Here is a 6,084-nt window from a genome sequence, read left to right as displayed (position 1 = left end):
TTCGTGACCCACGACCAGGAAGAAGCGATGGAAGTCGCCGACCGCATCGTGGTGATGAACAAGGGCGTGATCGAACAGATCGGCTCACCGGGCGATGTCTATGAAAACCCGGCCAGCGATTTCGTTTATCACTTCCTGGGTGACTCCAACCGCCTGCATCTGGGCGAGGACAATCACGTGCTGTTCCGTCCGCACGAGGTGTCGTTGTCGCGGCATGAACTGGACGATCACCATGCGGCCGAAGTGCGTGATATTCGTCCGTTGGGCGCGACGACGCGGGTGACCTTGAAGGTAGAAGGGCAGAGCGATCTGATCGAAGCCGAAGTGGTGAAGGATCACGACAGTCTGATCGGCTTGGCCAAGGGCGAGACGTTGTTCTTCAAGCCCAAGGTCTGGCAGAAAGTCGCCAACATTTAATCCCTCCAGCCGATCGTTCCCACGCTCTGCGTGGGAATGCCTCATGGGACGCTCCGCGTCCAGTGACGCAGAGCGTCACGGTATGCATTCCCACGCAGAGCGTGGGAACGATCAGTAGGAGCGAGGCTTTTCCGCGAAGGCGATCTACGCCGCAGCGCCTTTCTGACGCAAACGCACACCACCCGCCCGCGCCTCGATCTGCTCCTTGAGCTCATGCCGCATCCCCAGCAAGAACGCCAGTTCAGCCACCACAAACAACGGCCCGACGATCAATCCCGTCACGTCATCGACAAAGGCCGGCTTGCGCCCCTCGTAGTGATGCCCGACGAACTGGATCGCCCAACCGATCACGAACATCGCCATGCCGCTGCTCAACCAGACCAGGGTGCTTTGCTGCGCCAGTACTTGACCCGCCCAGACGCACAGCCCCAGCAACACGGTCATCAGTATTCCGAGGCGCAGCTCCAGGCGCAGGTAAAACCACGCCGACGCCAACGCCACCAGCATTGCCGGTGATAACCAGCCCCCGGCCCACTGCGGACGCGACAGCAACACGGCCACCGCCACCACGATCAGCGGAATGCCGATAAAGTGAGTGGCGATGTTGCGCGGATCACGGTGGTACGCGGCGTATTGACTGAGATGGTCAACCAGGCTTTTTTTCATTGTTATTCCTCCTGTAGGGTGATCGATCATGCCCCGGGGCCGTTCTTCGCTCTGTCAGCCAGGCGACAATCTCTAGGAGTTTTCATGGATATGCAGGTCTGGCGTCCACGCCTGCTGCGCGGTCAGTGGTTCAGTCATCTGCCTGTTTCCCTACAGGATAGTCTGTTGGCAGCGGCCAGGTTGCGGCGCCTGTCTCCGGGGCAGCGCCTGTTCAAGCGCGGCGATCCGCCCTGTGGGCTGTATGCGGTGCTTGAAGGTGCGATGCGCATCGGTGCGGTGAATGAGCAAGGCAAAGAGGCGTTGTTGAGCGTGGTGGAGGCACCGCACTGGTTTGGCGAAATCGGCCTGTTCGATGGCCAGCCGCGCACCCACGATGCGTTCGGCCTGGGGCATTGCACCCTGGCGCATATCCCGCAATCGGTTTTGCTGGCGTTGCTCGAAGAACAGCCGGTGCATTGGCGCCAGTTGGCCTTGTTGATGAGTCAGAAACTGCGCCTGACCTTTATCAATCTCGAACAGCTGAGCCTGATGCCGGCCCCCACTCGACTGGCCCACCGCTTGTTGATGATTGCCACAGGCTACGGCGAAAACGACCCACCGCGCCGCGTCCTGCAATTGCCTCAGGAACAACTGGCGTCGATGTTGTCGCTGTCGCGCCAGACCACCAATCAGATCCTCAAGGATTTGCAGGGGCAGGGGATTATCGGGTTGAGCTACGGCGAAATTGAAATCCTCGATGCCGTGCGATTGCGGGCATTGGCGATGGTTTGATGCCTCGTGTGGGTAAAAAAGCGGCTGGACTTTAATTCGGAGATGCATTAAATACAATGCAAAGTGTGAAAAATTTCAATTTTGCACTGTATACGAGGCAAGGTAGCACTATGGAAAATCTGGGTGAGCTGATCCGAACCTTACGCAAAGAAAGAAAACTCTCCCAACAGGCACTGGCACAGCAGTACGGAATGAGCCGTGCGACTATCTCTGGAATCGAAAACAACACCCTCTCCGAAATTGGCCTGCGCAAGGTCGAGGCAATCCTCAACGGATTTGGTTATGAACTTACCGCCGTACCGCGGCAATCGAAGCGGCCGACACTGGATAGCCTGAAAAAGGTGAACTTCCATGGTTGAGCCGCAGCAAAGGGATCGGCTGGCGATCAGTGTTTCCAGCAATGCCGTCGGAATTCTTGGTCGAGGCCAATCGTCCGCTGACAGCGTTTTTGCCTACGCCGAAAACGCATCAGAGCAAGATGCCGTTTCTTTGATCATGCCGGTACGCCTGGAGAGCTACGCGTGGGAGCCAGGTGTTCCTCCGGTTTTCGAGATGAACTTGCCGGAGGGGACTTTGCGCGATGAGTTGACTCGTCGTTTCAGCAAGGCTGTCCGAGGCTTTGACGACTTTTCGATGCTTGCTATCGTCGGCCCGCACCAACTCGGCAGAGTGAGCATTTCACCGGCGCAGGACGGGCTCGACCAGCCACCTGAAACCAGCTTGGCGGACCTTCTTGTGCATGATGGTGCGCAAGGATTGTTCGACGACCTCTTGCACACGTATGGCCAGTACTCGGGCGTTTCCGGTGTGCAGCCGAAAGTTCTGATTCGTGATAGCGGGTCAACCATCGATCGACTGTCCCATCGGGGGGCGACACATCTGGTTAAAACCTTTCACCCGGAACAATACCCGCAACTCGCTGCAAACGAATATTTCTGCATGCGGGCTGCATTGCACTCGGGGCTTGAGGTGCCGAAGTTTGAACTGAGTGATCAAGGTAGATTCCTGATCGTTGAACGCTTCGACCTGAACGACAAAGGTTATTTGGGTTTCGAGGATTTTTGCGTGCTTAACGCCTGGCCTTCAAAAGCCAAATACGACGGCTCATATGAAGGTATTGCCAGACAGATCAAAGCGTTCGTTTCTCCTTCAATGCTCAATCAGGCGCTTGAGTCGTTTTTCAAAATCGTCGCACTTTCATCGGGTTTGAAGAACGGCGACGCGCACCTGAAAAACTTTGGCGTTCTCTATGAGGATTGCGCAGCCGATGCGCAAATCAGTCTGGCCCCTACCTACGACATCATCACTACGTCGGTCTACATCAAGGCCGACAGCATGGCGTTACTGTTGGGGGGATCGAAGGCGTGGCCAAAGTACAAAATGCTGATGCGCTTTGGTCGGTCTGCCTGCAACTTGACCGAAGGGCGCTGCAACGAGTTACTGCAACAAGTCGGCCATGGTATGGAAGTAGCGATGGACGAGATGGTCCAGCATATCAAGGCAAACGGTTCCTTTGCCCGGATAGGCGCGCAAATGCTGGAGCAGTGGCAAGCAGGCATTGCGCGTAGTCTGGTAAAAAACTAATCAGCGCAACCCATCCCGAAACTGTCCCGGTGTCATCCCGGTCCAGCGTTTGAACGCGCGGCTGAAACTGCTGGTGTCGGCGAATCCGAGCAGATAACTGATCTCGCTCAGCGAAACCTGCGGGTCGCGCAGGTGCAGCAGGGCGAGGTTCTCGCGGCTTTCGTTGAGCAGCGTATCGAAGCGACAGCCTTCGTCCGCCAGGTGCCTTTGCAGGCTGCGCAGGCTCAGGTGTAGGGCCTTGGCGATGTGTTCGGCACTGGGTTCGCCTTCGGGCAGTTGTTCTTCAATGGCGTCGCGGACCTTGCGCTCCCATGTCAGCGGCTTGAGTTGCGCGAGGGTGCGTTTGAGCACGGTTTCGTTGTGCTCGGCCAGCTCCGGGTTGGCGTCATCCAGGTGGCTGTCGAAGTCGACAAGGGCGAATTCCAGCCGATCTTCCTCGGCGCCGAAGTACAGGGGTGAGCGAAAGGCTTTATGCCATGGGTGCGCGTCTGCCGGTTCCGGGCGCCGCAGGTAGGTCGCCAGTGGCGCGTAATCCCGGCCCAGGCGATTGCGACAGGTGCGCACGTAAATCGCCATGAACGCATCGATGGCTTCGAAGGCCGGGGCCGGGTTGCCGCAGGGAATTTTCAGATGGAAGCGGTAGCGATCCTCGTCGCGGATCAGCTCCAGTTCCAGGGCATCGCTGACCACCTGGTGATAACGCACGATGCGCTCGAATACTTCGCGCAGGCTGCCGCTGGCCACCAGCGCATAGCCCAGGGCGTGAAAGGTGGTCGGGCTGACGAAGCGCGATACGCGCAAACCAAGCGCCGGGTCACCGCTGGCCTGTACCGCCAACTCCCACAGACGCGTGGTTCCGGACAACGGATAACGCGCGTTCGGGTCCTCCATCAACTGCGGATCGAGTCCCGCTTGCCGGCACAGGCTGGTGCTGTCGACGCCCAGTGCATCGAGTTGCTTGCGCAAGGCGCGGGTCCAGCTGGCGAGTGAGGTCGGTTCAGTCATGCTGATTGGCGCTTCCGGTCAACAGGTTGGCGTTCACGGCTACCGCTGCAAACGGGCGCGGCAGGCACGATGCGAACATCAATAACCAGAGGATGGAAGCATGGACCGTACTTCTGCAAGCCCCCAACGACTGAATGCAGCTCAACGATCGGCACAAATTCGCGAAGTGGTGCTGGCCAAGGGTGTCGAGCTGCGGGAGCGCTACCCGATTCTCAAGCATCAGGACGCTATCGGCGCGAGCATTCTGGCGTTCGCATTGGCCGGCATGATCGGTTCGGCAACGCTCTACATCAGCGGACACATGGCCTGGTGGGCGTGCCTGTTGCTTAACGCGTTTTTTGCTTCGCTGACCCATGAGCTGGAACACGATCTGATTCACAGCATGTACTTCCGTAAACAGAAGGTGCCGCACAACCTGATGATGGGGCTGGTGTGGCTGGCCCGCCCGAGCACCATCAACCCATGGATTCGCCGTCACCTGCACCTCAATCACCACAAGTTTTCCGGCTCTGAAAACGACATGGAAGAGCGCGCGATCACCAACGGCGAGCCATGGGGTTTCGCCCGGTTCTTGATGATTGGCGACAACATCATGTCGGCGTTTATCCGCATGTTGCGAGCCAGGACATGGGCACACAAGTTCAGCATCATCAAGCGCACCTTGAAGGTCTATGCACCGCTGGCGCTGGTGCATTGGGGGGCGTGGTATGTGTTTCTCGGTTTTCATGCGGCCAATGGCATTGCGCAACTGATAGGCACGCCGATCGATTGGTCGGCGACGACGTTGTCGGTCATGCAGGTGATCGACATCGCGGCAGTCGTGATCATCGGCCCGAATGTACTGCGCACGTTTTGCCTGCACTTCATCAGCTCGAACATGCACTACTACGGCGACGTGGAACCGGGCAACGTCATGCAGCAAACCCAAGTGCTGAATGCATGGTGGTTATGGCCGTTGCAGGCATTCTGCTTCAATTTCGGCAGCAGCCACGGGATTCATCATTTTGTGGTGAAGGAGCCGTTCTACATCCGCCAGCTGACAGTGCCGGTTGGTCACAAAGTAATGCGCGAGATGGGGGTGCGGTTCAACGATCTCGGCACCTTCGGCCGGGCGAACCGGTTTGTGCGCAAGGAAACTACAGAACCACAGCAAGTGCGAACCGCTCAGGTGTGAGCACTACACCGGAGACTCAAATCTGTTCGTTCGTCATAAATCTGACCCAAAGGGACGTTAGGTTATGACGCAGGAAGGAGGCCCGGCGAAGGATCGCCTTATGTCATCAAGTGCTAACAAAGTAATCAAATATTCCTTTATTGGATAACCGTTTTAGCCAATCATCGGCTTCCGGTGTTGCTGATCAGCACTGACAGAATTTGAGTTTCCGGGGGCCGTCTCCTTGGCAGGGTGCGGCCCCTTTTTTATTCCGCAAGAAACACCAACCCACCAATTGTTTTTATATTCCAATCAGGCCTTAATAAATAGCTTCTTATTCCTTAACGAATATAACTCTCCTCCCTATACTCGATCGGGAACAGACACGCAGCAGGAGAGTTCCCCATGCGCAACGAATCGATTCGCTACCTGATTGTGCCGGGCTGGCAAGGATCGCCAGAAGATCATTGGCAAAGCCATTGGCAGAA

General features: G+C 57.1%; 8 protein-coding genes. 6 read left to right on the top strand and 2 right to left on the bottom strand.

Annotation, left to right across the window (positions count from 1 at the left end):
• The coding region (locus D8U18_RS25205; protein ID WP_131108820.1) for a TOBE-like domain-containing protein at window positions 1-417 on the top strand (417 nt) is incomplete at its 5' end.
• A gap of 144 nt (window positions 418-561) precedes the next feature.
• Here the strand turns inward: D8U18_RS25205 and D8U18_RS25200 are convergent.
• A complete protein-coding gene (locus D8U18_RS25200) occupies window positions 562-1,083 on the bottom strand; it encodes an Mpo1-like protein (protein WP_056852069.1) in 522 nt (173 codons plus the stop codon).
• Window positions 1,084-1,167: 84 nt separating this feature from the next.
• Between D8U18_RS25200 and D8U18_RS25195 the strand changes: the two genes are divergently transcribed.
• From D8U18_RS25195 to D8U18_RS25185, 3 genes are all read left to right on the top strand, one after another.
• A complete protein-coding gene (locus D8U18_RS25195; protein WP_130908227.1) occupies window positions 1,168-1,854 on the top strand; it encodes a Crp/Fnr family transcriptional regulator in 687 nt (228 codons plus the stop codon).
• A 110-nt stretch (window positions 1,855-1,964) separates the two neighbouring features.
• The gene (locus D8U18_RS25190) at window positions 1,965-2,213 is read left to right on the top strand and encodes a helix-turn-helix transcriptional regulator (RefSeq protein WP_056852071.1); all 249 of its coding nucleotides are present in this window, start codon (window positions 1,965-1,967) and stop codon (window positions 2,211-2,213) included.
• On the top strand, window positions 2,206-3,438 hold the full coding sequence (locus tag D8U18_RS25185; protein WP_131108818.1) for a type II toxin-antitoxin system HipA family toxin: 1,233 nt from the start codon (window positions 2,206-2,208) through the stop codon (window positions 3,436-3,438). Before D8U18_RS25190 ends, D8U18_RS25185 begins: the two co-directional genes overlap by 8 nt.
• On the opposite strand, the gene D8U18_RS25180 is transcribed toward D8U18_RS25185, so the two are convergent.
• Entirely contained in the window at window positions 3,439-4,443 is a 1,005-nt protein-coding gene (locus D8U18_RS25180) for an AraC family transcriptional regulator (RefSeq protein ID WP_131108816.1), read from the bottom strand.
• 100 nt (window positions 4,444-4,543) lie between these two features.
• Between D8U18_RS25180 and D8U18_RS25175 the strand changes: the two genes are divergently transcribed.
• Both D8U18_RS25175 and D8U18_RS25170 read left to right on the top strand, forming a co-directional pair.
• Window positions 4,544-5,617 (top strand): fatty acid desaturase, encoded by a 1,074-nt coding sequence (locus D8U18_RS25175; RefSeq protein ID WP_131108815.1) that lies wholly within the window; start codon window positions 4,544-4,546, stop codon window positions 5,615-5,617.
• A gap of 384 nt (window positions 5,618-6,001) precedes the next feature.
• Window positions 6,002-6,084: alpha/beta hydrolase (locus D8U18_RS25170; protein ID WP_177435062.1), on the top strand; the 83-nt coding region annotated here is incomplete at its 3' end.

The organism is Pseudomonas sp. Sample_10, from assembly GCF_004321495.1.
Classification (GTDB): Bacteria; Pseudomonadota; Gammaproteobacteria; order Pseudomonadales; family Pseudomonadaceae; genus Aquipseudomonas.
The sequence above is the reverse complement of the archived record's forward strand: the minus strand, read 5'-3'. Positions and strand labels throughout refer to the sequence as shown.

What these genes read in the sequence shown, in the direction of transcription:
- D8U18_RS25200 (WP_056852069.1), bottom strand. Translation starts at nt 1,083, where the DNA reads ATGAAAAAAAGCCTGGTTGACCATCTCAGTCAATACGCCGCGTACCAC.
- D8U18_RS25195 (WP_130908227.1), top strand. Translation starts at nt 1,168, where the DNA reads ATGGATATGCAGGTCTGGCGTCCACGCCTGCTGCGCGGTCAGTGGTTC.
- D8U18_RS25190 (WP_056852071.1), top strand. Translation starts at nt 1,965, where the DNA reads ATGGAAAATCTGGGTGAGCTGATCCGAACCTTACGCAAAGAAAGAAAA.
- D8U18_RS25185 (WP_131108818.1), top strand. Translation starts at nt 2,206, where the DNA reads ATGGTTGAGCCGCAGCAAAGGGATCGGCTGGCGATCAGTGTTTCCAGC.
- D8U18_RS25180 (WP_131108816.1), bottom strand. Translation starts at nt 4,443, where the DNA reads ATGACTGAACCGACCTCACTCGCCAGCTGGACCCGCGCCTTGCGCAAG.
- D8U18_RS25175 (WP_131108815.1), top strand. Translation starts at nt 4,544, where the DNA reads ATGGACCGTACTTCTGCAAGCCCCCAACGACTGAATGCAGCTCAACGA.